Origin of the sequence: Variovorax sp. RO1, from assembly GCF_002849325.1 — a bacterium.
Classification (GTDB): Bacteria; Pseudomonadota; Gammaproteobacteria; order Burkholderiales; family Burkholderiaceae_C; genus Variovorax.
Genome location: NZ_PKMT01000001.1, coordinates 2,156,155 through 2,178,452, shown reverse-complemented (window position 1 = coordinate 2,178,452; position 22,298 = coordinate 2,156,155). Strand labels below are relative to the sequence as shown.

21 protein-coding genes and 1 tRNA gene are annotated in these 22,298 nt (G+C 65.9%); 7 read left to right on the top strand and 15 right to left on the bottom strand.

Annotation, left to right across the window (positions count from 1 at the left end; translation table 11 throughout):
- Window positions 1-54 precede the first annotated feature (54 nt).
- Both CY658_RS10410 and gmd read left to right on the top strand, forming a co-directional pair.
- Window positions 55-1,542, top strand: a complete 1,488-nt coding sequence (locus tag CY658_RS10410; RefSeq protein WP_101490015.1) for a mannose-1-phosphate guanylyltransferase/mannose-6-phosphate isomerase — start codon at window positions 55-57, stop codon at window positions 1,540-1,542.
- Window positions 1,543-1,572: 30 nt separating this feature from the next.
- Window positions 1,573-2,610, top strand: coding sequence for a GDP-mannose 4,6-dehydratase (gene gmd, locus CY658_RS10405; RefSeq protein WP_101490014.1), 1,038 nt, complete (start codon window positions 1,573-1,575; stop codon window positions 2,608-2,610).
- 107 nt (window positions 2,611-2,717) lie between these two features.
- Here gmd and CY658_RS10400 read toward each other — a convergent pair.
- The 10 genes from CY658_RS10400 to uvrB form a co-directional block, all read right to left on the bottom strand.
- A tRNA-Val gene (locus tag CY658_RS10400) sits at window positions 2,718-2,792 on the bottom strand.
- Between the two features lie 75 nt (window positions 2,793-2,867).
- Window positions 2,868-3,575, bottom strand: coding sequence for a DNA polymerase III subunit epsilon (gene dnaQ, locus CY658_RS10395; protein ID WP_101490013.1), 708 nt, complete (start codon window positions 3,573-3,575; stop codon window positions 2,868-2,870).
- Window positions 3,575-3,913, bottom strand: coding sequence for an ISC system 2Fe-2S type ferredoxin (gene fdx / locus CY658_RS10390; protein WP_056580060.1), 339 nt, complete (start codon window positions 3,911-3,913; stop codon window positions 3,575-3,577). The genes dnaQ and fdx overlap by 1 nt, the downstream gene beginning before the upstream one ends.
- Window positions 3,914-3,926: 13 nt before the next feature.
- Complete coding sequence (gene hscA, locus CY658_RS10385; protein ID WP_101490012.1) at window positions 3,927-5,789, bottom strand: Fe-S protein assembly chaperone HscA; 1,863 nt, start codon at window positions 5,787-5,789, stop codon at window positions 3,927-3,929.
- 6 nt (window positions 5,790-5,795) lie between these two features.
- Window positions 5,796-6,314, bottom strand: a complete 519-nt coding sequence (hscB, locus tag CY658_RS10380) for a Fe-S protein assembly co-chaperone HscB (protein ID WP_099790183.1) — start codon at window positions 6,312-6,314, stop codon at window positions 5,796-5,798.
- A gap of 90 nt (window positions 6,315-6,404) precedes the next feature.
- Window positions 6,405-6,728: an iron-sulfur cluster assembly protein IscA gene (gene iscA / locus CY658_RS10375; RefSeq protein WP_007828190.1), complete on the bottom strand. Its 324-nt coding sequence runs from the start codon at window positions 6,726-6,728 to the stop codon at window positions 6,405-6,407.
- Window position 6,729: 1 nt separating this feature from the next.
- Window positions 6,730-7,152 (bottom strand): Fe-S cluster assembly scaffold IscU, encoded by a 423-nt coding sequence (gene iscU, locus CY658_RS10370; protein ID WP_070061054.1) that lies wholly within the window; start codon window positions 7,150-7,152, stop codon window positions 6,730-6,732.
- Between the two features lie 50 nt (window positions 7,153-7,202).
- Window positions 7,203-8,423, bottom strand: a complete 1,221-nt coding sequence (locus tag CY658_RS10365) for an IscS subfamily cysteine desulfurase (RefSeq protein ID WP_101490011.1) — start codon at window positions 8,421-8,423, stop codon at window positions 7,203-7,205.
- A gap of 86 nt (window positions 8,424-8,509) precedes the next feature.
- Window positions 8,510-9,046 carry a Fe-S cluster assembly transcriptional regulator IscR gene (gene iscR, locus CY658_RS10360; RefSeq protein ID WP_056580055.1) on the bottom strand — a complete coding sequence of 179 codons (537 nt, stop codon included), beginning with the start codon at window positions 9,044-9,046 and terminating at the stop codon, window positions 8,510-8,512.
- A gap of 238 nt (window positions 9,047-9,284) precedes the next feature.
- Complete coding sequence (uvrB, locus tag CY658_RS10355) at window positions 9,285-11,402, bottom strand: excinuclease ABC subunit UvrB (protein ID WP_099790187.1); 2,118 nt, start codon at window positions 11,400-11,402, stop codon at window positions 9,285-9,287.
- Window positions 11,403-11,507: 105 nt separating this feature from the next.
- Here uvrB and CY658_RS10350 point away from each other — a divergent pair, with 105 nt between their 5' ends.
- From CY658_RS10350 to CY658_RS10335, 4 genes are all read left to right on the top strand, one after another.
- Window positions 11,508-12,704 (top strand): amino acid aminotransferase, encoded by a 1,197-nt coding sequence (locus CY658_RS10350; RefSeq protein ID WP_101490010.1) that lies wholly within the window; start codon window positions 11,508-11,510, stop codon window positions 12,702-12,704.
- Window positions 12,705-12,859: 155 nt separating this feature from the next.
- The gene (locus CY658_RS10345; RefSeq protein WP_101490009.1) at window positions 12,860-14,320 is read left to right on the top strand and encodes a polyhydroxyalkanoate depolymerase; all 1,461 of its coding nucleotides are present in this window, start codon (window positions 12,860-12,862) and stop codon (window positions 14,318-14,320) included.
- Window positions 14,321-14,339: 19 nt separating this feature from the next.
- The gene (locus CY658_RS10340; RefSeq protein WP_101490008.1) at window positions 14,340-14,963 is read left to right on the top strand and encodes an RnfABCDGE type electron transport complex subunit B; all 624 of its coding nucleotides are present in this window, start codon (window positions 14,340-14,342) and stop codon (window positions 14,961-14,963) included.
- Entirely contained in the window at window positions 14,960-15,595 is a 636-nt protein-coding gene (locus CY658_RS10335) for a LysE family translocator (RefSeq protein ID WP_101490007.1), read from the top strand. Before CY658_RS10340 ends, CY658_RS10335 begins: the two co-directional genes overlap by 4 nt.
- A 12-nt stretch (window positions 15,596-15,607) precedes the next feature.
- On the opposite strand, the gene yedA is transcribed toward CY658_RS10335, so the two are convergent.
- On the bottom strand, window positions 15,608-16,525 hold the full coding sequence (gene yedA, locus CY658_RS10330) for a drug/metabolite exporter YedA (protein WP_101490006.1): 918 nt from the start codon (window positions 16,523-16,525) through the stop codon (window positions 15,608-15,610).
- A 116-nt stretch (window positions 16,526-16,641) separates the two neighbouring features.
- On the opposite strand from yedA, the gene CY658_RS10325 reads away from it, so the two are divergent.
- Window positions 16,642-17,139 carry an Lrp/AsnC family transcriptional regulator gene (locus CY658_RS10325; RefSeq protein ID WP_101490005.1) on the top strand — a complete coding sequence of 166 codons (498 nt, stop codon included), beginning with the start codon at window positions 16,642-16,644 and terminating at the stop codon, window positions 17,137-17,139.
- Here CY658_RS10325 and CY658_RS10320 read toward each other — a convergent pair.
- Genes CY658_RS10320 through CY658_RS10305 form a run of 4 tightly spaced genes read right to left on the bottom strand, consistent with a single transcriptional unit; the run spans window position 17,129 to window position 22,261 of the window.
- Window positions 17,129-17,614, bottom strand: coding sequence for a VOC family protein (locus tag CY658_RS10320; protein WP_056580047.1), 486 nt, complete (start codon window positions 17,612-17,614; stop codon window positions 17,129-17,131). The genes CY658_RS10325 and CY658_RS10320 overlap by 11 nt on opposite strands.
- Window positions 17,611-18,648 (bottom strand): biotin synthase BioB, encoded by a 1,038-nt coding sequence (gene bioB / locus CY658_RS10315; protein WP_101490004.1) that lies wholly within the window; start codon window positions 18,646-18,648, stop codon window positions 17,611-17,613. The genes CY658_RS10320 and bioB overlap by 4 nt, the downstream gene beginning before the upstream one ends.
- Window positions 18,648-20,696, bottom strand: coding sequence for an acetyl-CoA carboxylase biotin carboxylase subunit (accC, locus tag CY658_RS10310; protein ID WP_101490319.1), 2,049 nt, complete (start codon window positions 20,694-20,696; stop codon window positions 18,648-18,650). Before accC ends, bioB begins: the two co-directional genes overlap by 1 nt.
- A 20-nt stretch (window positions 20,697-20,716) precedes the next feature.
- Window positions 20,717-22,261 (bottom strand): acyl-CoA carboxylase subunit beta, encoded by a 1,545-nt coding sequence (locus CY658_RS10305; protein WP_099790205.1) that lies wholly within the window; start codon window positions 22,259-22,261, stop codon window positions 20,717-20,719.
- Between the last annotated feature and the right edge of the window lie 37 nt (window positions 22,262-22,298).

The following is a 22,298-nucleotide window of genomic DNA, read 5'->3' as shown; positions in this document are numbered from 1 at the left end:
GGCACGCCTTCGAAGCGATCCGATTCATCACCCACTGCACAAAGGCTGATCGCCATGAACACTCCCACCATCCATCCCGTGGTCCTGTGCGGCGGCAACGGCACGCGGCTGTGGCCGCTGTCGCGCAAGGCGTTTCCCAAGCAGTTCGCACCGCTGGTCGGCAACAAGAGCCTGCTGCAGCTCACGCTCGAACGGCTCGCGAACCTGAACCGGACGATCACCTGTGTCGCATCGGAAGACCACCGCTTCCTGGTGCGCGAAGCCATCGAGAACGCGCACGCGCAGGGCCGCCAGATTCTTGAGCCCGTGCCCCGCAACACGGCCGCCGCCATGGCCGCGGCGGCCCTCTTGGCCGACCCCGACGACCTGCTGCTCTTTGCGCCCGCCGACCACCACATTCCCGACGTGGCGCTGTTCGAGGCCACGATGCGCAGCGGCGTGGAAGCGGCCCTGGCAGGCCATATCGTCACCTTCGGCGTGGCGCCCAGTTTTCCGAGCACGGCCTACGGGTACATCGAGGCGGCCGGGGCCACGGGCCACGGCGCCAGCCACGCCGTGGCGCGCTTCGTCGAGAAGCCGACGGCGGCGGTGGCGCAAACGCTGATCCTGCAGGGCAACTACTGCTGGAACGCGGGCATCTTCCTGGTCCAGGCCCGCACGCTGATCGCGGCCCTGCGCACGCATGCGCCCGACATCCTCGCCACCTGCGAACGCGCGACCGCCGCGGTGTCGATCGACGGCAGCTTCGTGCGCCTGGAGCGCGAGGCCTTCGAAGGCTGCCGCAGCGAGAGCATCGACTACGCCGTGCTCGAAAAGCACGCCGACGTCGCGGTGGTGCGCTTCGAGGGCGCCTGGAGCGACGTGGGCAGCTGGAACGCGGTGGCCCAGCTGCACCCCGCCGACGAGGCGGGCAACCGCGTGAGCGGCATGGGCAGCGTGCTGAACTCGCGCAACACCTTTGTCCACGCGCCGCACCGGCCGGTGGTGGCGCTCGGCACCGAAGACCTGATCATCGTGGACACGCCGGACGCGGTGCTGGTCGCGGGTGCGGACTGCGCCGAACAGGTGGCCGAGGTGGTGCGCATGCTGGCGCGCGAAGGCACGGTCGAAGCCACCGAGCATCGCCGCGTGGTGCGGCCCTGGGGTGCGTACGACAGCATCGACACGGGCGAGCGCTTTCAGGTGAAGCACCTGACCGTCAAGCCCGGCGGCAAGCTGTCGCTGCAGATGCACCACCACCGCGCCGAGCACTGGATCGTCGTCAAGGGCACGGCCAAGGCCACGCGCGGCGGCGAGGTGCTGCTGGTGCGGGAGAACGAGTCGATCTACCTGCCCTCGGGCACGATCCACCGGCTCGAAAACCCCGGCAAGACCATGCTGGAGGTGATCGAGGTGCAGACCGGCAGCTACCTCGGCGAAGACGACATCGTGCGCTTCGACGACACCTATGGCCGCTGCCCCGCGGCCGAGAAGCGCGAGGCGCTCGCGATGTCATCGGCGGTACCGCCCGCGGTCGAACGCGGCATCGATGCGCCGGCCTGACCCGTCCCTTCATTTCATCTGATTGAAGTCATGAAAAAACGTGCTGTCGTCACTGGCATAACCGGACAAGACGGGGCGTACCTGGCCGAGCTGCTGCTGGGCAAGGGCTACACCGTCTACGGGACCTTCCGCCGAACCAGTTCGGTGAACTTCTGGCGCATCGAGTCGCTCGGCATCCAGGACCATCCGGAGCTTCATCTCGTGGAGTACGACCTGACCGACCTGGGCAGCTCGATCACGTTGCTCAGGGATGCGGAGCCCGACGAGGTCTACAACCTGGCAGCGCAGAGCTTCGTGGGCGCCAGCTTCAACCAGCCCGAAGCCACCACGCACATCAACGGCCTGGGCACCCTTCACCTGCTCGAAGCGATTCGCCTGACGAACCGCCAGATCAAGTACTACCAGGCCTCGACGTCGGAGATGTTCGGCAAGGTCCAGGCCGTTCCGCAGAAGGAAGACACGCCCTTCTACCCCCGCAGCCCGTACGGCGTCTCCAAGCTCTTCGCCCACTGGATGACGATGAACTACCGGGAGAGCTACGGGATCTTCGGTTGCTGCGGCATCCTCTTCAATCACGAGAGCCCGTTGCGCGGCCGCGAGTTCGTGACGCGCAAGATCACCGACGCGGCGGCGAAGATCAAGCTCGGCACGCTCGATGTGCTCACGCTGGGCAACCTGGACGCCAAGCGCGACTGGGGCTATGCAAAGGAATACGTCGAGGGCATGTGGCGCATGCTGCAGGCCGACAAACCAGACAACTACGTGCTGGCCACCCAGCGCGCGGAAACCGTGCGGGAGTTCGTCGACATGGCGTTCAGGGCCGCGGACTGCGAGTTGCAGTTCGAAGGGATGGGACAGGAAGAAGTTGCCATCGACCGAAAGACCGGCAAGGTCCTCGTGAAGATCGACCCGAAGTTCTATCGGCCCGCCGAAGTGGAACTGCTCATCGGCGACGCGTCGCATGCCAGGAAGACGCTGGGCTGGGAGCCCCGGACGACGCTGGAGGAGCTGTGCACGATGATGGTGGAGGCCGACCTGCGGCGCAACCGCGAAGGCCGTTCCTTCTGAGCGCACCGGGGTGACTGGCGCGCGGCAGGCCCGTTCTGAATCGCATCGGGATTTGCGCAGGACAAACGAAAACGGCACCCGAAGGTGCCGTATGTCGTGGGTCTAATTGGTGGGCGGTGGAGGTTTCGAACCTCCGACCCCAGCAGTGTGAATGCTGTGCTCTACCCCTGAGCTAACCGCCCTGAGACACTGCTTTTGAGTTCAGTGTCTTGAACACGTATCGCGCTGTGCGAAGCCTCAGATTATGCCACAGCTTTTCAAGCGTTTTGGCGGAACACCGTTTTTCCACCGCTGGATTTGTCGAGTTGCGACAACACCGCTTCGTGCGCGGCGAGCTCATGCTCGGCCGCTGCGATCACCGGCAGTTCGAACTGGCTCAGGTCGATGGCCACGATCGTCGTGCCCTGCGCAGGCTCATTCGAGGCCACGTCGATCAGCAGCGCGTCTTGTCCGCGCGTGAGGTTGATATAGACGTCGGCAAGCAGCTGCGCGTCGAGCTTGGCGCCGTGGAAGGTGCGGTTCGAACGGTCGACGCCGAAGCGGTCGCACAGGGCGTCGAGCGAGTTGCGCTTGCCCGGGTAGACCAGCTTGGCCATGGCCAGCGTGTCGGTCACTTCGCTCACGAAGGTCTTGAGCGGCGGCAGGCCGGCGCGCTCGAATTCCTTGTTGAGAAAGCCGACGTCGAAGGCTGCGTTGTGAATGATCAGCTCGGCGTCGCGCAGGTACTCGATGATGTCCTTGCCCAGCGTTGCGAACTTCGGCTTGTCGCGCAGGAAGTCGGTGGTCAGGCCGTGGACCTTGAGCGCGTCTTCGTGGCTCTCGCGCTCCGGGTTGAAGTAGATGTGCAGGTCGTTGCCGGTGAGCTTGCGCGCGAGCAGCTCCACGCAACCCAACTCGATGACGCGGTCGCCGTTCTCAGCAGACAGGCCGGTAGTTTCGGTATCGAGAACGATCTGACGTGACATCAGTGGTTTTCCTTGGCGTGGTTGATCGTGTACTTGGGAATCTCGATCGTCACATTGTCCTGCGCCAGGATGGTCTGGCAGCTCAGGCGCGACTGCGGCTCGAGGCCCCAGGCACGGTCGAGCAGGTCTTCTTCGCCTTCCTCGGCTTCGTTCAACGAATCGAGGCCCGCGCGCACGATCACGTGGCAGGTGGTGCAGGCGCAGCTCATCTCGCAGGCGTGCTCGATGTTGATGTCGTTGTCGAGCAGCGCCTCGCAGATCGAGGTGCCGGCCGGCGCGGTGATCTCGGCGCCTTGCGGGCAGTACTCGGGATGCGGGTAGATCTTGATCGTGGGCATGAAATTGTTCTGTCTACAGGGATTCGACCTTGCGGCCTGCGAGCGCGCGTGCGATGCCCGCGTTCATGCGCTGGGCGGCGAAGGCCTCGGTGTCGTTGGCCAGCGCCTTCGTGGCGGCTTCGATGGCGGCCGCTTCGTTGCTGCTCTTGGCTGTTTCGCGCAGCTGTGCCATCGAGGCGTCGATGACAGTGCGCTCATCGGCACTCAGCAGGTCGCCGTCGGCATCGAGCGCGCTCTGCGTGGCCAGCAGCATGCGGTCGGCATCGACGCGCGATTCGACCAGCGCGCGGGCCTGCATGTCTTGCTGGGCCGTGGAGAAGCTCTCCTGCAGCATGGTCGCAATCTGGTCGTCCGACAGGCCGTACGAGGGCTTGACCGCCACACTGGCCTCGACGCCGCTGCCCTGCTCCTTGGCGCTCACGCTCAGCAGACCGTCGGCATCGACGGTGAAGGTGACGCGGATGCGCGCCGCACCGGCCGCCATCGGCGGGATGCCGCGCAGCGTGAAGCGCGCGAGGCTGCGGCAGTCGGACACGAGATCGCGCTCGCCCTGCACCACGTGCAGCGCCAGCGCGGTCTGGCCGTCCTGGTAGGTCGTGAAGTCCTGCGCCATCGCGGTCGGGATGGTCTGGTTGCGCGGCACAATGCGCTCGACCAGGCCGCCCATGGTCTCGATGCCGAGCGACAGCGGGATCACGTCGAGCAGCAGCAGTTCGCCCGCGCCGTTGTTGCCGGCCAGCTGGTTGGCCTGGATGGCAGCGCCGAGCGCCACGACCTCGTCGGGGTTCAGATTGATCAACGGCTCACGACCGAAATGCTCGGCCACTGCGCTGCGGATCTGCGGCATGCGCGTGGAGCCGCCGACGAGCACGATGCCCTGCAGGTCTTCGGGCTTGAGCTTCGCGTCGCGCAGCGCCTTGCGCACGGCCGCGAGGGTGCGGTCGGTGAGTGCCTGCGTGGCGGCAAAGAACTGCGCGCGGGTCAACGTGAACTCGGCATTGCCGCCCGTCAGCGCGGCGCTGAAGAGGACCGACTCGGCATCGGTCAGTGCTTCTTTGGCGGCACGCGCGGCCACGAGCAACGCCGCGCGGTCGTTGTCGTTGCCAGCCTGCCGATCGGTCTGCGCGAGCACGAAGTCGGCGATGGCGTGGTCGTAGTCGTCGCCGCCCAGGGCGGAGTCGCCACCCGTCGCGATCACTTCGAACACGCCTTGCGTGAGCCGCAGGATCGAGATGTCGAAGGTGCCGCCGCCCAAGTCGTACACCGCGTAGACGCCTTCGCTGGCGTTGTCGAGGCCGTAGGCGATGGCTGCGGCGGTCGGCTCGCTGATCAGGCGCAGCACGTTCAGGCCCGCGAGCTGCGCCGCGTCCTTGGTCGCCTGGCGCTGGCCTTCGTCGAAGTACGCCGGCACGGTGATGACGGCGCCGTAGAGCTCGTCGTCGAAGGTGTCTTCGGCGCGGTAGCGCAGCGTGGCCAGGATCTCGGCGCTGATCTCGACGGGCGACTTCTCGCCGGCCGAGGTCTGCACCTTGACCATGCCGCCGTCGTCGCCGCCGATGCGGTACGACATGGCATCGCGGTTCGCGATGTCGGCCAGGCCGCGGCCCATGAGCCGCTTGACCGAGGTGATGGTGTTGGTGGGGTCTTGTGCGCGTGCAGCCACGGCATCGAAGCCGATCTGGCGGCGGTCGCCGTCGAGGTAGCGCACGGCCGACGGCAGCAGCACGCGGCCCTGGTCGTCGGGCAGGCATTCGGCCACGCCGTTGCGCACCGAGGCCACCAGCGAATGCGTGGTGCCGAGGTCGATGCCCACGGCGATGCGGCGCTGGTGCGGATCGGGCGCCTGGCCGGGTTCGGAAATCTGAAGAAGAGCCATAAGGGCTTATTGTCCCAACTGATCGAATTTGGTTTCGACGTCTTGTCCGAATCGCTCAATGAACATGAGGGCTCTCACCTGCTGGACGGCGCCGGGGTAGTCGCCCTTCTCGTCGATCAGCCAGTCGAGCGACGAGAGTGCGCGGGCACGCGTGCTTTCGACATCCTCCTGCAGCACCTCGACGGCGGCGATGTCGCGGGCGTCGTCGAGCGCTTCGCGCCACTCCATCTGCTGCATGAGAAAGGCCCCCGGCATCGCCGTGTTGTTCTCGGCATTCAGCGGCGCGCCGTTGAGTTCGCAGAGATAGCTCGCGCGACGGATCGGGTCCTTGAGCCGCTGGTAGGCCTCGTTGATGCGCACCGACCACTGCATGGCCACGCGCTGCGCCGCTGCGCCTTGTGCCGCAAAGCGGTCCGGGTGCACCTCGCGCTGCAGTTCCTTCCAGCGCGCGTCGAGCACGGCGCGGTCCTGCGCGAAGGTCGCCGGGACGGCGAACAGTTGGAAGTCGGTGTCGTTGAGGTTCATCAGACTGCCTGCCGGGCCGCGCTAAAGATCAAGAAAAAACCGCCAGCACATGACATGGTGGCGGCTGTGGTCGCAGTCAGCGACGACGCATCAGATGCGAAAACTTTCGCCGCAGCCGCAGCGGTCGCGTTCGTTCGGGTTGATGAACTTGAAGCCCTCGTTCAAGCCTTCGCGCACGAAGTCGAGCTGCGTGCCATCGATGTAGGCCAGGCTCTTCGGATCGACCAGCACCTTCACGCCGTGGTCTTCGAACACCACGTCTTCAGGCGTGAACTCGTCGACGTACTCGAGCTTGTAGGCCAGGCCCGAGCAGCCGGTGGTCTTCACGCCCAGCCGAACGCCCACGCCCTTGCCTCGTTTGCCGAGGTAGCGGGTGACGTGGCGCGCAGCGGCTTCGGTCAGCGTGACGGCCATCTCAGTGAACAGCAGCTTCGGCGGTCGACTCGGTGGTCTTGGCGCCGTGCTTCGCCTTGTAGTCGCTCACGGCCGCCTTGATGGCGTCTTCCGCGAGGATCGAGCAGTGGATCTTGACCGGCGGCAGTGCCAGTTCTTCAGCGATTTGCGCGTTCTTGAGGGCCGCCGCTTCGTCGAGCGTCTTGCCCTTGACCCATTCGGTCACGAGCGACGACGAGGCAATGGCCGAGCCGCAGCCGTAGGTCTTGAAGCGCGCGTCTTCGATCACACCGGTTTCGGGGTTGACCTTGATCTGCAGCTTCATCACGTCGCCGCAAGCCGGTGCGCCGACCATGCCGGTGCCTACCGAGTCGTCACCTTTTTCGAAGGAGCCGACGTTGCGGGGATTTTCGTAGTGGTCGATGACCTTGGAAGAATATGCCATGGTGTACCTCTCAAACTTTGTTCAATCGTGGAGCCGTGGGCTGGCCTGGGTCAGTGGGCCGACCACTGGATCGTGCTGATGTCGACGCCGTCCTTGAACATCTCCCACAGCGGGCTCAGCTCGCGCAGCTTGGCGACGTTGTGCTTGATGGTCGAGATGGCGTAGTCGATTTCTTCTTCGGTCGTGAAACGGCCGATGGTCATGCGCAGGCTGCTGTGGGCCAGCTCGTCGCTGCGGCCCAGGGCGCGCAGCACATAGCTGGGCTCCAGGCTGGCCGAGGTGCAGGCCGAACCCGACGACACCGCCAGGCCCTTGATGCCCATGATCAACGACTCGCCTTCAACGTAGTTGAAGCTCATGTTCAGGTTGTGCGGCACGCGGTGCTCGAGGTCGCCGTTGATGAAGACCTGTTCGACATCCTTCAGGCCGTCGAGCAGGCGCTTCTGCAGGCGCGCTGCATGGGCGATGTCGTCCTTCATTTCGAGCTTGGCGATGCGGAAGGCCTCGCCCATGCCGACGATCTGGTGCGTGGGCAAGGTGCCCGAGCGCATGCCGCGCTCGTGACCACCGCCGTGCATTTGCGCTTCAAGCCGAATGCGCGGCTTGCGACGCACGTACAGCGCGCCGATGCCCTTGGGGCCGTAGGTCTTGTGCGAAGCGAGGCTCATCAGGTCGATGGGCAGCTTCGTGATGTCGATCTCGACCTTGCCGGTGGCCTGGGCCGCATCGACGTGGAAGATCACGCCCTTTTCGCGGCAGGCATTGCCCAGCGCGACCACGTCCTGGATCACGCCGATTTCGTTGTTCACGAAGAGCACGCTGGCCAGGATGGTGTCGGGACGGATGGCCGCCTTGAATTTCTCGAGATCGACGAGGCCGTTTTCCTCGACGTCGAGGTAGGTCACTTCGAAGCCCTGGCGCTCGAGTTCGCGCATGGTGTCGAGCACGGCCTTGTGCTCGGTCTTCAGGGTGATCAGGTGCTTGCCCTTGCCCTTGTAGAACTGGGCCGCGCCCTTGAGGGCCAGGTTGATCGACTCGGTGGCACCCGACGACCAGACGATTTCACGCGGGTCGGCGTTGATGAGGTCGGCCACTTGGCCCCGCGCCTTTTCAACAGCCTCTTCGGCTTCCCAGCCCCAGGCGTGGCTGCGCGATGCCGGGTTGCCGAAGTGTTCGCGCAACCAGGGAATCATGGCGTCGACCACACGCGGGTCGGCCGGCGTGGTGGCGCCGTAATCGAGATAGATCGGGAAATGAGGAGTGACGTCCATGGCTGGCTCGGGCTGGCGTGGGGGTTGTGTTCTGGGGTCGGGGCAAACTCAGGCGATGCCCGCGGGCATCGCCTGACTCAATCAGGTCAGGACTTCGCGAAGACGTTGCCGAGAGCGAAGACCGAATTCGGCGCATTCACGCGAATGGGCTTGACCACCGGCTGGGCCGAGATGGCGCGCTTGACGACCGGCTTGTTCTCGATCTGCACGCCCTTGGCGATCTGGTCGTCGACCAGCTTCTGCAGCGTGACGGAGTCAAGGAACTCGACCATGCGCTGGTTCAGCGAGGCCCAGAGTTCGTGCGTCATGCAGCGCCCCTGCTCACCGAGGCAGTTTTCCTTGCCACCGCACTGCGTGGCATCGATCGGCTCGTCGACGGAGACGATGATGTCGGCGACCGTGATGTCCGCCGCCTTGCGTCCGAGGCTGTAGCCGCCGCCGGGGCCGCGGGTCGACTCGACCAGCTCGTGGCGGCGCAATTTGCCGAACAGCTGTTCGAGGTACGACAACGAAATCTGCTGCCGCTGGCTGATCGCAGCCAGCGTGACCGGACCGGTGTTCTGACGCAACGCCAGATCGATCATTGCTGTGACCGCAAAACGGCCTTTGGTAGTGAGACGCATCGCAAGCTCCTTCAAGTGCTTACCGTTGAAATGACACCACAGCCTTGGGCCGCGGTGACTTCGTCTCCGCCCTGCCCGACCCCGACGCTGGTGAACCAGCCGGTAGGAGTCGGTCCTTCATCGCGAAGTTCTTTGTTGTTGAGTATTTCGGTCAAGTATAGCAGATGCCCCTGAACTCTGCTCGGGTAAACCCCAGCGCAGTTCGCTTGAAGAAAGCGAACTTATGACCTAACCAGAATCAGGACGCCAACCCAGGGATGTTGTCGCCGCCCGACGCCCCGAACGCCTGCTCGCGCAGCAGCGCCAACTGGTCGCGCACCCGGGCCGCCTTCTCGAACTCGAGGTTGCGGGCGTGCTCCAGCATCTGCTTCTCGAGCCGCTTGATTTCCCGGGCGATGTCTTTCTCGCTCATGTCCTCGACCTTGGCGCGTTCCAGGTCGAGCTTGGCCATTTCCTTGCCGGTCTTCTCGCTGTAAACGCCGTCGATCAGGTCGCGCACCTGCTTCACGATGCTGCGTGGCGTGATGCCGTTCGCCTCGTTGTGGGCGATCTGCCGAGTGCGGCGGCGCTCGGTTTCGCCGATGGCCTTCTTCATCGACTCGGTCATCCGGTCGGCATAAAGAATGGCCTTGCCGTTCAGGTTGCGCGCCGCCCGGCCGATGGTCTGGATCAGCGAGCGCTCGGCGCGCAGGAAGCCTTCCTTGTCGGCATCGAGGATCGCCACCAGCGACACCTCGGGAATGTCCAGCCCTTCGCGCAGCAGGTTGATGCCCACCAGCACGTCGAAGGCGCCCAAGCGCAGGTCGCGCAAGATTTCGACCCGCTCGACCGTGTCGATGTCGCTGTGCAGGTAGCGCACCTTCACGCCGTTGTCGCTCAGGTAGTCGGTGAGCTGCTCGGCCATGCGCTTGGTCAGCGTGGTGATCAGCACGCGCTCGTTCTTCTCGACGCGGATGCGGATCTCGCCCAGCACATCGTCCACCTGGTGCGTGGCGGGGCGCACTTCAACTTCGGGATCGATCAGCCCGGTCGGCCGCACGAGCTGCTCGACGACGTTGCCGGCGTGGTCCTTTTCGTACTGCGCGGGCGTGGCCGACACGAAGATGCACTGGCGCACCCGCTTCTCGAACTCCTCGAGCTTGAGCGGCCGGTTGTCCAGCGCGCTCGGCAGCCGAAAGCCGTACTCGACCAGCGTGACCTTGCGCGCCCGGTCGCCGTTGTACATGGCGCTGAGCTGGCCCATCATCTGATGGCTCTCGTCGAGGAACATCAACGAGTCCTTCGGCATGTAGTCGGTGAGCGTGGCCGGCGGGTCGCCGGGCTCCGCGCCCGAGAGGTGTCGCGTGTAGTTCTCGATGCCCTTGCAGTGGCCGATTTCGGCCAGCATTTCGAGGTCGAAGCGCGTGCGCTGCTCCAGCCGCTGCGCCTCGACCAGCTTGCCCGAGCCGGTCAGCTCCTTGAGCCGGCCGGCCAGCTCGATCTTGATGGTTTCGACGGCCGCCAGCACCTTGTCGCGCGGCGTCACATAGTGGCTCGACGGGTACACCGTGAAGCGCGGCACCTTCTGGCGGATGCGCCCGGTCAGCGGGTCGAACAGCTGCAGCGACTCGATCTCGTCGTCGAACAGCTCGAATCGGATCGCCAGCTCGCTGTGCTCGGCTGGAAACACGTCGATGGTGTCGCCGCGCACGCGAAACGTGCCGCGCGCAAAGTCCTGCTCGTTGCGCGTGTACTGCATGCGAATGAGCCGCGAGATCAGGTCACGCTGGCCGACCTTGTCGCCGACGCGGGCAATCAGCCGCATCTCCATGTAGTCCTCGGGCGTGCCGATGCCATAGATGGCGCTCACCGTGGCCACGATGACCGTGTCGCGCCGCTCCAGCACACTCTTGGTAGCCGACAGGCGCATCTGTTCGATGTGCTCGTTGATCGAGGAGTCCTTCTCGATGAACAGGTCGCGCTGCGGCACGTAGGCCTCGGGCTGGTAGTAGTCGTAGTAGCTCACGAAGTACTCGACGGCGTTCTTGGGAAAGAACTCGCGGAATTCGCTGTAGAGCTGCGCCGCCAGCGTCTTGTTGGGCGCGAACACGATGGCCGGACGGCCCAGCCGGGCGATCACGTTCGCCATGGTGAACGTCTTGCCCGAGCCGGTGACGCCCAGCAGCGTCTGGTACACCTCGCCATCGAGCACGCCGGCCACCAGGCCCTCGATCGCCTTGGGCTGATCGCCTGCGGGCGGATAAGGCTGGAACAGCTCGAACGGCGAGTCGGGATAGCGGATGAATTCGCCCTGTTTCGCCGGCCCGATCGGGTCGACTTTCTTCAGGTCTGCTATGGCTTCGGTGTTCTCTGGCATGGCTGTTCCCGACAGGTGGCGTGGCGCCGGTAAAATTCAAGGCAACCGGAAAGGATAAAGCCTCCTCCGGTTGCCAGCGAAGCTTTCATCCCAAAGGACCTTTCCATGTCTATGTTCACCGCGGTCGAAATGGCGCCGCGCGACCCGATCCTCGGCCTCAACGAGCAATTTGCAGCCGACACCAACCCCCTCAAGGTCAATCTCGGCGTCGGCGTGTATTACGACGACAACGGCAAGCTGCCCCTGCTCCAGTGCGTGCAGGCTGCAGAGCAGAACATGATGAAGGCCCCCTCGGCCCGCGGCTACCTGCCGATCGACGGCATCGTGGCCTACGACAACGCCGTCAAAGGCTTGGTCTTCGGCACCGACAGCGAACCCGTCACCTCGGGCCGCGTGGCCACCATCCAGGCCATCGGCGGCACCGGCGGCCTGAAGGTCGGCGCCGACTTCCTCAAGAAGCTCAACCCCAACGCCACCGTGCTGATCAGCGACCCGAGCTGGGAAAACCACCGCGCGCTGTTCACCAACGCCGGCTTCACGGTCGAGAGCTACCCCTACTACGACGCTGCCCAGCGCGGCATCAACTTCGACGGCATGCTGGCCGCCCTGAACGCGGCACCGGCCGGCACCATCGTCGTGCTGCACGCCTGCTGCCACAACCCGACCGGCTACGACATCACCCCAGAGCAGTGGGACCAGGTCGTTGCTGCCGTCAAGGCCAAGGGCCTCGTGCCCTTCCTCGACATGGCCTACCAGGGCTTCGGCTACGGCCTGAAGGAAGACGGCGCAGCCGTTGCCAAGTTCGTCGACGCCGGCCTGACCTTCTTCGTCTCGACCTCGTTCTCCAAGAGCTTCAGCCTGTACGGCGAGCGCGTCGGTGCCCTGTCGGTGCTGTGCGAGAGCAAGGAAGAAGCCGGCCGCGTGCTGTCGCAACTCAAGATCGCCATCCGCACCAACTACAGCAACCCGCCGATTCACGGCGGCGCCGTGGTGGCCGCGGTGCTCGGCACCCCCGAGCTGCGCGCCCTGTGGGAAAAAGAACTGGGCGAGATGCGCGTGCGCATCAAGGCCATGCGCCAGAAGCTGGTCGACGGCCTGAAGGCCGCCGGCGTGAAGGAAGACATGAGCTTCATCACCACGCAGATCGGCATGTTCAGCTACTCGGGCCTCTCCAAGGACCAGATGGTTCGCCTGCGCAACGAGTTCGGCGTGTACGGCACCGACACCGGCCGCATGTGCGTCGCCGCGCTCAACAGCAAGAACATCGACTACGTCTGCGCGTCGATTGCGAAGGTCATCTAGGTGACAAGCGGGTGTGAGTGAATCGACTTTTTGACGATTCGTTCACATTCGGCCACAGAAGGCGAATCCAGCCCGCTCCGGGCTAGGGTTCGGCCCCCTGCGCCGCGGCAAATGCACTGATATATTGCACTGCAACATCCACTCAAAGACCCGCGATGCTCTATCAACTCTACGAAGCCCAGCGTTCCCTGATGGAGCCCTTCTCGGACTTCGCCCAGGCCGCCTCCAAGCTCTACGGCCCTGGCGCCGTCTGGAGCCAACTGCCGATGGCACAGCGCATGGCCGCCGGCTATGACCTGATGTACCGGCTGGGCAAGGATTACGAGAAGCCCGAGTTCAACATCAAGTCCGTCAAGGTCGAAGGCGAAGACGTCGTCATCCAGGAGGCCGTCGAGCTCGACAAGCCCTTCTGCGAACTGCGCCGCTTCAAGCGCTTCACCGACGAACCCCACATCCTCAAGACGCTCAAGAGCCAGCCCGTGGTGCTGATCGTGGCGCCGCTGTCGGGCCACTACGCCACGCTGCTGCGCGACACCGTGCGCACCATGCTGCAGGACCACAAGGTCTACATCACCGACTGGAAGAACGCGCGCCTGGTGCCGCTGTCCGAAGGTGAGTTCCACCTCGACGACTACATCAACTACGTGCAGGAGTTCATCCGCCGCCTGCAGGCCGAATATGGCAACTGCCACGTGGTGAGCGTGTGCCAGCCCACCGTGCCCGTGCTCGCGGCCGTGTCGCTCATGGCCAGCCGCGGCGAGGCGCTGCCCCTCACGATGACCATGATGGGCGGCCCGATCGACGCGCGCAAATCGCCCACGGCGGTCAACAACCTCGCGACCAACAAAAGTTTCGAGTGGTTCGAGAACAACGTGATCTACCGCGTGCCGCAAGGCTTCCCGGGCGCGGGCCGCAAGGTCTACCCGGGCTTCCTGCAGCACACGGGTTTCGTGGCCATGAACCCCGACCGCCACGCCACCAGCCACTACGACTACTTCAAGGACCTGATCAAGGGTGACGACGCCAGCGCCGAAGCCCACCGCAAGTTCTATGACGAATACAACGCCGTGCTCGACATGGACGCGGACTACTACCTCGAGACCATCCGCACCGTGTTCCAGGACTTCGACCTGGTCAACGGCACGTGGGACGTGAAGAACCCCGCCGGCCAGGTGGAGCGCGTGCGTCCGCAGGACATCCACGCCACCGCCCTGCTCACCGTCGAAGGCGAGCTCGACGACATTTCCGGCTCGGGCCAGACCCAGGCCGCGCACAGCCTGTGCACCGGCATCGCCGATGCCAAGCGCGAGCACTACGAAGTCAAGGGCGCGGGCCACTACGGCATCTTCAGCGGTCGCCGCTGGCGCGACCTGGTCTACCCGAAGGTGCGCAACTTCATCGCCGCCAGCGACGAGCCCCAGCGCCGCGCCGGTGCGCGCGAAGCGCTGCCGGCCGAAGACCGCATCAAGCCGGGCCAGAAGCTGAAGGTCGTGGCAACCGCCGCGGCCCACAAGACGCCGGTCGCCGCCAAGAAGGCCGTCGCCGTGAAGGCTGCGCCGGCTGCCAAGAAGCCGGCCGCAGCGGCAAAGAAGCCCCGCGCCAGCGCCGCGCGCTGAGCCGCGCGCATCCCCCACCGTGAACGGGCTGGCCGCACGCATCAACGACGCACTGCCTCAAACGCAGTGCACACGGTGCGGCTACCCCGATTGCGCGGGTTATGCGCAGGCCATCGCCGACGGCGAGGCCGACATCAACCAGTGCCCGCCGGGCGGCGCTGAGGGCATCGAGCGCCTCGCACGGCTCACGGGCCGCGCCGCACAACCGCTCGATCCGCAGTTCGGCACCGAAGGCCCGCGCGCCATGGCGGTCATCGACGAGGCCTGGTGCATCGGCTGCACGCTCTGCCTCGATGCCTGCCCGACCGACGCGATCATCGGCATCAACAAGCGCATGCACACGGTGATCGAGGCGCACTGCACGGGGTGCGAGCTGTGCATTCCGGTCTGCCCTGTCGATTGCATCTCGCTCGAGGTTGAAACCCCCGGTCGCAGCGGCTGGCAGGCGTGGTCGCAGGCGCAGGCCGAGGCCGCACTGCAGCGCTACAAGCTGCACGCCCAACATCGCGACACCGCGAAGCGCGAGGCCGAACCGGCGCCCGCCGCCGAACCGCAAGCCGCCGACACGCGCAAGCGCTCCATCGTCGAAGCCGCGCTGGCACGTGCCCGCGCCGCCGCCGAACAACGCGCCACGAAATCATGACCCTCGACACCCTGCTGATCTATGCCGTCGCCTCGCTCGCTCTGGCGGTGATTCCCGGTCCGACCATGCTGCTGGCGCTGTCCAACGGCATCGACGGTGGCATGCGCCGCGCCAGCTGGGGCATCGCGGGCGCGTCGCTGGGCAGCGTCTCGCTGATCGCGGTCGTGGCGCTCGGACTGGGCTCGCTGCTCGCGGCCTCGGAATGGCTCTTCAATGCGATCCGCGTCGCGGGCGTGGCCTACCTGGTGTGGCTCGGCATCAAGCTGTGGCGCAGCGAAGCGACCGATCTGGGCACCGCGCTGGCCAAGTCAGCCATCGAGGTCCGTCCGCATGGCCGCATCGCGCTCGTGCGCAGCCTGATGGTGGCGCTTTCGAACCCGAAGACAGTGCTGTTCTTCGCCGCCTTCCTGCCGCAGTTCATCGACACCGCCAAGCCTCAGGGCATGCAGTACCTCGTGCTGGGCGCGATCTTCGTGGTGCTCGACACCTGCGTGATGCTGGCCTATGCCGGCGCCGGCACGCAGGCCGTGCGCTGGCTCTCGCGCCGCGGCCTCAAGGTGCTCAACCGCAGCTGCGCGGTCGGCATGTGGCTGCTGGCGGCCACCCTCGCCTTCTGGCGCCGCCCGGCCTGAGCTTCGTCGAACTCAGCCCTTCTGTGGGCGCTTGAAAAGCAACAGCAGCACGCCCGCCAGCACCACGCCCACGGCGTACCACTCGAAGCGCGTGACCGTCTCGTGGGCGATCCACACGCCCAGCAGCATCGCGATCACCGGGTTGACGAAGGTGTAGCTCGCCGCCAGCCCGGCCGGCGCCTGCGCGAGCAGCACCATGTAGGCGTTGAAGGCGATCAGCGAGCCGAACACCACGAGGTAGATCCACGCCCCCAGCGCCACGGGCTGCGGCGGCCAGCTCATCGTTTCGCCCGACACCGCGGCCAGCACCATCAGCACCACGCCGCCGCACAGCATCTCGCTCGCGAAGCCCATCGCGCCGGGCGCCAGCGGCAGGCTGCGCTGGCTCAGCACGCTGCCGAGCGACCAGCACACGCACGCCACGCAGATCGCGATCAGCCCCTCGGGCGAGGCCTTGAAGCCGCTGCCCTGCGTGAGCATCAGCACGCCGGCCAGTCCCAGCGCAATGCCGGCCGCTTCGAGCCGCGCGGGCTTCACGCCCCAGATCAGGTTCAGCAGCGCGATGAGCAACGGAATGACGGCGATGAACGCCACCACCAGCCCCGAGCCGATCGACACCTCGGCCAGGGCCGTGCCCCCCATGCCGCCGCCGAGCATCAGCGCGCCGACGACCAGCGCATTGCGCCACTGCAGGCGCGTCGGCCAGGGCGTGCCGCGCCAGCGCATCCACGCCGCCAGCAGCACGCCTGCGACCAGGAAACGCGAGCCCATCTGCAGGAACGGCGGAAAGCTGATCAGCGCGTACTTGATGGCCAGGTAGGTCGAGCCCCAGACCACCCAGGTGGCGGCCAGGCAGAGCCACAGCAGCGGCGTCAGCCGGGGGCGTGAGGAAGCAGGCGCGGCCTGCGCGGACGGTGCGAGTGTCGACATGGCGAGGGTGTCTCTTCTTGGTATGTGGTGGCTGTCATGGTATGAAAGCCACCGCCCGGCAGCCATGCGAATTTCATGGTTCTGCTCGCACCGCACCGTCGAATTAAAGGACTTCCATGGACTTCACCTTGACCCCCACGCTGGACGCCCACGACACCCGCATCCTGGCCGAACTGCAGGCCGACGCACGCCTCAGCATGGCCGAGCTGGGGCGCCGCGTGCATCTGAGCCAGCCGGCCGTGACCGAGCGCGTGAAAAAGCTGGAAGCCGCCGGCGTCATCACCGGCTACCGCGCCACCGTGAATCTCACGCGACTGGGCTACGGCATCCGCGGAATCATCCGCGTCGGGCGGGCCGACTACGACCTCGTGGTGAAGCTGGTGCAGGAGACGCCCGAATGCGTCAACGCCTACAACGTGACCGGCGAGGACAGCTGGATCCTCGAGATCGCGGTGATCGACGTGCCGCACCTGGACGCGGTGCTCGCCAAGTTCTGCATCCTGACCGAGACCGCGACCTCGATCATCCTGAACCCGGCGCGCGAGCACCAGCCGATGCTGCCGCCCCGGCATGCCGACGTGAAGCCGCCGGTGCGCAAAGCGCTCAGCGCGTAGCGGCGAGCGCGTTGAAGGCCGTCACCACCTCGGGTGGCGCCTGCACCATCTCGACCAGCACGCCCTCGCCCGAAATCGGGAACTCGTCGTTGGCCTTCGGGTGCAGGAAGCAGATGTCGAAACCGGCGGCGCCCTTGCGGATGCCGCCGGGCGCAAAGCGCACGCCCTGCGCCGTGAGCCATTCGACGGCTTTGGGCAGGTCGTCGATCCACAGGCCGACGTGGTTCAGCGGCGTGGTGTGCACCGCCGGCTTCTTTTCAGGGTCGAGCGGCTGCATCAGGTCGACCTCGACCTTGAACGGGCCGCTGCCCATCGAACAGATGTCTTCGTCGACGTTCTCGCGCTCGCTGCGGAACGTGCCCGTGACCTCGAGCCCCAGCATGTCGACCCACAGCTTCTGCAGCCGCAGCTTGTCGGGGCCGCCGATGGCGATCTGCTGGATGCCCAGCACCTTGAAGGGACGCGGCGTCGTCATGCGCAGCCGCCCGCTTCTGCTTGTTCTTGCGTGCGATGCGAGCGCAGGCCGAGCTTGCGCAGCAGCTGCACGTCGGCATCGGCGTCGGGGTTGCCGGTGACCAGTAGCTTGTCGCCGTAGAAGATCGAGTTGGCGCCGGCCATGAAGCACAGGGCCTGCACCGCCTCGCCCATCTGCTGGCGGCCGGCCGACAGGCGCACGCGCGCGGTCGGCATCGTGATGCGGGCCACGGCGATCATGCGCACGAAGTCGAAGGGATCGACCGGCTCCGAGTCGGCCAGCGGCGTGCCGGGCACGCGCACCAGGCTGTTGATCGGCACCGACTCCGGGTACGGGTCCATGTTCGCGAGCTGCGCGATCAGCCCGGCGCGGTGCACCGGCTGCTCGCCCATGCCCACGATGCCGCCGCAGCACACGCTGATGCCGGCGCTGCGCACAGCCGCCAGCGTGTCCAGGCGGTCCTGGTAGGTGCGCGTGTCGACCACGTCGGTGTAGTACTCGGGCGCGGTGTCCAGGTTGTGGTTGTAGTAGTCCAGGCCCGCGGCCTTGAGTTGCTGCGCGTGGTGCGGCTCCAGCATGCCCAGCGTGGCGCAGGTCTGCAGGCCCAGGCCCTTCACGGCCTCGACCAGCACGGCCACCTTCTCGACGTCGCGGTCCTTGGGCGCGCGCCAGGCGGCGCCCATGCAGAAGCGCGTGGCGCCGGCGTCCTTGGCGGCCTGCGCGGCGCGCACCACCTCGTCGACCTCCATGAGCTTCTGCGCCTTCACGCCGGTGTCGAACTCGGCCGACTGCGGGCAGTAGCCGCAGTTCTCGGGGCAGCCGCCGGTCTTCACCGACAGCAGCGTGGCCAGCTCGATGTCGCCTTCGGGGAAATGCCGGCGGTGCACGGTCTGCGCCTCGAACAGCAGTTCCATGAAGGGCTTGTCCAGCAGCGCCTGGATCGCCTCGACGGACCAGGGGCCCTGGGGCGTCGCCACGGCCTTGGCCGGGCGGTGCAGCGTGATTGCTGCCTGTTGCAGGTCGTTGGCACCCATCAGTTGAACTCCAGAATGATTTGGTCGACGGCGAGCGATTCGCCCTTGGCCGCCGAGATCTTGCCCACCACGCCATCCTGCGCGGCGAACAGCACGTTTTCCATCTTCATGGCCTCGATCACGGCCAGCTTCTCGCCGGCCTGGACCTGCTGCCCCGGCTGCACCGCCACCTCGACCAGCAGGCCGGGCATCGGCGACATCAGGAACTTGCTGAGGTCGGGCGGCGCCTTGTAGGGCATCAGCTCGAGCAGGCGCGCACCCAGCGGCGACAGCACCATGGCTTCGATCTGCGTGCCGTCGTGCGACACGCGCAGCGCCAGCGGGTTCTTGCCCGCGCCGCGCTCCACCTGCGCAGTGAACGGCTTGCCGTTGACGGTGCCCTGAACGCGCGCCGCGCCCAGCGCAAACGCGCTGTCGATCTGGTAGCGCTTGTCGCCCACCGTGACGACGCTGGCGCCGGTCTTGTCCTGGAAGTCGCTCACCGACACCGCGTGGTGCACGTGCTTGCCCTCGGGGCCAAGCTCGACCACCACGAACTGCTCGCCCACCTTCACGCCGTGGCCCGCGAGCTGCCCGCTGATGCCCGAGGCGCGCGCACGGTAGCGGCGGTTGACGAAGGCGGCCAGCGCCACCAGGAACGATGGATCGGCGTGCGGCACGTCTTCCGCATGGAAGCCCTTGCCGTAGTGCTCGGCGATGAAGCCGGTGTTGAAATCGCCCGCCACGAACTTCGGATGCGCCAGCAGCGCAGCCTGGAACGGGATGTTGCTGCTGATGCCGCGGATCACGAAGCCGTTGAGCGCTTCGCGCATGAGGGCGATGGCCTCGGTGCGGTCCTTGCCGTGCACGATGAGCTTGGCGATCATCGAGTCGTAGTACATCGGGATCTCACCGCCGTCGTACACGCCGGTGTCCACGCGCACGCCGTGCAGGTGGCCGGTGTCACTCGCGAACATGCTCTCGGCCGGCGGCTGGAACTTCACCAGGCGGCCCGTCGACGGCAGGAAGTTGCGAAACGGGTCTTCGGCGTTGATGCGGCACTCGATGGCCCAGCCGTCGCGCTTGACCTGCTCTTGCGTGAGCGGCAGCTTCTCGCCGGCCGCCACGCAGATCATCAGCTCGACCAGGTCCAGGCCGGTGATGCACTCCGTCACCGGGTGCTCCACCTGCAGGCGCGTGTTCATCTCCAGGAAGTAGAAGCTCTGGTCCTTGCCGACCACGAACTCCACCGTGCCTGCGCTCTGGTACTTCACGGCCTTGGCCAACTGCACCGCCTGCTCGCCCATCGCCTTGCGCGTGGCGTCGGTGATGAAGGGCGACGGCGCCTCCTCGATCACCTTCTGGTGGCGGCGCTGAATGGAGCACTCGCGCTCGTTCAGGTAGATGACGTTGCCGTGCGAATCGCCCAGCACCTGGATCTCGATGTGGCGCGGCTCCTCGACGAACTTCTCGATGAACACGCGGTCATCGCCGAAGGAGTTGCGCGCTTCGTTGCGGCACGAGGTGAAGCCCTCGAAGGCTTCCTTGTCGTTGAACGCCACGCGCAGGCCCTTGCCGCCGCCGCCGGCCGAGGCCTTGATCATCACGGGGTAGCCGATGTCCTTCGCGATCTCGACGGCGCGCTCGGCCGTCTCGATGGCGTCGTTCCAGCCCGGAATGGTGTTGACCTGGGCTTCGTTCGCGAGCTTCTTCGAGGCGATCTTGTCGCCCATGGCCGCGATCGAATAGTGCTTCGGGCCGATGAAGGCAATGCCCTCTTCCTCGACCTTGCGCGCAAAGGCTTCGTTCTCCGACAGGAAGCCGTAGCCCGGGTGCACGGCCTCGGCACCGGTCTGCTTGCAGGCCGCGATGATGCGGTCGGCCTGCAGATAGCTCTCACGGCTGGGCGCGGCGCCGATGTGCACGGCCTCGTCGGCCAGCTCGACGTGGCGGGCTTCCTTGTCGGCGTCGGAGTAGACGGCGACAGTGAGGATGCCCATCTTCTTCGCAGTCTGGATGACGCGGCAGGCGATTTCGCCACGGTTGGCGATCAGGATCTTCTTGAACATTTTCTTCTTCTCCGTGTCGCTCACAGGGGGATGTTGCCGTGCTTGCGCCACGGGTTCTCGAGCTTCTTCTCACGCAGCATCACGAGCGAGCGGCAGATGCGCTTGCGCGTCTCGTGCGGCAGGATCACGTCGTCGATGTAGCCGCGCGCACTGGCCACGTACGGGTTGGCGAAGCGCGCCTTGTATTCGGCTTCGCGGGCGGCGAGCTTCTCGGGGTTGTTCTTGTCTTCGCGGAAGATGATTTCCACCGCGCCCTTGGCACCCATCACCGCGATCTCGGCGCGCGGCCAGGCCAGGTTGACGTCGCCGCGCAGGTGCTTGGAGGCCATCACGTCGTACGCACCGCCGTAGGCCTTGCGCGTGATGACGGTGATCTTCGGCACCGTGCACTCGGCGTAGGCGTACAGCAGCTTGGCGCCGTGCTTGATGATGCCGCCGTACTCCTGGCCGGTGCCGGGCATGAAGCCGGGCACGTCGACAAAAGTGATGACGGGGATATTGAAGGCATCGCAGAAGCGCACGAAGCGCGCGGCCTTGATGCTGCTCTTGATGTCCAGGCAGCCCGCCAGCACCAGCGGCTGGTTGGCGACGATGCCGACCGTCTGGCCTTCCATGCGCGCGAAGCCGATCACGATGTTCTTCGCGTAGTCGGGCTGCAGCTCGAAGAAGTCCCCGTCGTCCACCACCTTCAGGATCAGTTCCTTGATGTCGTAGGGCTTGTTCGGGTTGTCGGGCACCAGCGTGTCCAGCGAGTAGTCGGGCCGGTCGGCCGGGTCGCCCTGGCCGTCGTTGCCCAGGCGCACCGGCGGCTTCTCGCGGTTGTTCAGCGGCAGGTAGTTGTACAGGCGGCGCAGCATCATCAGCGCCTCGACGTCGTTCTCGAACGCCATGTCGGCCACGCCGCTGCGCGTGGTGTGGGTGATGGCACCGCCGAGCTCTTCGGCCGTCACACTTTCGTGCGTCACGGTCTTCACCACTTCGGGGCCGGTGACGAACATGTAGCTGCTGTCCTTCACCATGAAGATGAAGTCGGTCATGGCGGGCGAATACACGGCGCCGCCGGCGCACGGGCCCATGATCATGCTGATCTGCGGCACCACGCCCGAGGCCATCACGTTGCGCTGGAACACGTCGGCATAGCCGCCCAGCGATGCCACGCCTTCCTGGATGCGGGCGCCGCCCGAATCGTTCAGGCCGATGACCGGTGCGCCGACCTTCATGGCCTGGTCCATCACCTTGCAGATCTTTTCGGCGTGGGCTTCGCTGAGCGCGCCGCCGAAGACCGTGAAGTCCTGGCTGAACACGAACACGAGGCGGCCGTTGATCATGCCGTAGCCCGTGACCACGCCGTCGCCGGGGATCTTCTGTTCGGCCATGCCGAAGTCGACCGAGCGGTGCTCGACGAACATGTCCCATTCTTCAAACGTGCCGTCGTCGAGCAGCAGCTCGATGCGCTCGCGCGCCGTGAGCTTGCCCTTGGCGTGCTGCGCGTCGATGCGCTTCTGCCCGCCGCCGAGTCGCGCCTGGGCGCGCTTCTTTTCGAGTTGTTCGATCAGTTCTTGCATGGTGTGCTTCCGAAGCTGTGGTTCTGGATTGCTGGGA

Excerpts from the sequence above, each read along its gene's own strand:
- CY658_RS10410 (WP_101490015.1), top strand. The coding sequence starts at position 55 with ATGAACACTCCCACCATCCATCCCGTGGTCCTGTGCGGCGGCAACGGC.
- gmd (WP_101490014.1), top strand. The coding sequence starts at position 1,573 with ATGAAAAAACGTGCTGTCGTCACTGGCATAACCGGACAAGACGGGGCG.
- dnaQ (WP_101490013.1), bottom strand. The coding sequence starts at position 3,575 with ATGTCACGTCAGATCGTTCTCGATACCGAAACTACCGGCCTGTCTGCT.
- fdx (WP_056580060.1), bottom strand. The coding sequence starts at position 3,913 with ATGCCCACGATCAAGATCTACCCGCATCCCGAGTACTGCCCGCAAGGC.
- hscA (WP_101490012.1), bottom strand. The coding sequence starts at position 5,789 with ATGGCTCTTCTTCAGATTTCCGAACCCGGCCAGGCGCCCGATCCGCAC.
- hscB (WP_099790183.1), bottom strand. The coding sequence starts at position 6,314 with ATGAACCTCAACGACACCGACTTCCAACTGTTCGCCGTCCCGGCGACC.
- iscA (WP_007828190.1), bottom strand. The coding sequence starts at position 6,728 with ATGGCCGTCACGCTGACCGAAGCCGCTGCGCGCCACGTCACCCGCTAC.
- iscU (WP_070061054.1), bottom strand. The coding sequence starts at position 7,152 with ATGGCATATTCTTCCAAGGTCATCGACCACTACGAAAATCCCCGCAAC.
- CY658_RS10365 (WP_101490011.1), bottom strand. The coding sequence starts at position 8,423 with ATGGACGTCACTCCTCATTTCCCGATCTATCTCGATTACGGCGCCACC.
- iscR (WP_056580055.1), bottom strand. The coding sequence starts at position 9,046 with ATGCGTCTCACTACCAAAGGCCGTTTTGCGGTCACAGCAATGATCGAT.
- uvrB (WP_099790187.1), bottom strand. The coding sequence starts at position 11,402 with ATGCCAGAGAACACCGAAGCCATAGCAGACCTGAAGAAAGTCGACCCG.
- CY658_RS10350 (WP_101490010.1), top strand. The coding sequence starts at position 11,508 with ATGTCTATGTTCACCGCGGTCGAAATGGCGCCGCGCGACCCGATCCTC.
- CY658_RS10345 (WP_101490009.1), top strand. The coding sequence starts at position 12,860 with ATGCTCTATCAACTCTACGAAGCCCAGCGTTCCCTGATGGAGCCCTTC.
- CY658_RS10335 (WP_101490007.1), top strand. The coding sequence starts at position 14,960 with ATGACCCTCGACACCCTGCTGATCTATGCCGTCGCCTCGCTCGCTCTG.
- yedA (WP_101490006.1), bottom strand. The coding sequence starts at position 16,525 with ATGTCGACACTCGCACCGTCCGCGCAGGCCGCGCCTGCTTCCTCACGC.
- CY658_RS10325 (WP_101490005.1), top strand. The coding sequence starts at position 16,642 with ATGGACTTCACCTTGACCCCCACGCTGGACGCCCACGACACCCGCATC.
- CY658_RS10320 (WP_056580047.1), bottom strand. The coding sequence starts at position 17,614 with ATGACGACGCCGCGTCCCTTCAAGGTGCTGGGCATCCAGCAGATCGCC.
- bioB (WP_101490004.1), bottom strand. The coding sequence starts at position 18,648 with ATGGGTGCCAACGACCTGCAACAGGCAGCAATCACGCTGCACCGCCCG.
- accC (WP_101490319.1), bottom strand. The coding sequence starts at position 20,696 with ATGTTCAAGAAGATCCTGATCGCCAACCGTGGCGAAATCGCCTGCCGC.
- CY658_RS10305 (WP_099790205.1), bottom strand. The coding sequence starts at position 22,261 with ATGCAAGAACTGATCGAACAACTCGAAAAGAAGCGCGCCCAGGCGCGA.